Here is a 324-nt window from a genome sequence, read left to right on the forward strand (position 1 = left end):
AAGCTTCATAGTCGAAAGGGAAACAGCCCAGACCATCAGCTAAGGTCCCTAAGTATACACTAAGTGGGAAAGGATGTGGAATTGCACAGACAACCAGGATGTTGGCTCAGAAGCAGCCACCATTTAAAGAGTGCGTAATAGCTCACTGGTCGAGTGGTTCTGCGCCGAAAATGTAACGGGGCTCAAGTGTATCACCGAAGCTATGGCTTTATCGAGGTTCGAGATTCGAGATTCGAAGTTCGAAAGAGGGAAAGCGATGATTAAAAGCTACAAGGACTTAGAAGTCTATAAAAAGTCTTATGAGACAGCTTTGAAACTACATCG

The 324-nt window shown here is 44.8% G+C and carries 1 rRNA gene; it reads left to right on the forward strand.

Annotation, left to right across the window (positions count from 1 at the left end):
• Positions 1-308 (forward strand): 23S ribosomal RNA (locus UF75_RS27900); the annotation flags it as partial.
• Between the last annotated feature and the right edge of the window lie 16 nt (positions 309-324).

Source organism: Desulfosporosinus sp. I2, from assembly GCF_000960765.1.
In the GTDB taxonomy this organism is placed as follows: domain Bacteria; phylum Bacillota; class Desulfitobacteriia; order Desulfitobacteriales; family Desulfitobacteriaceae; genus Desulfosporosinus.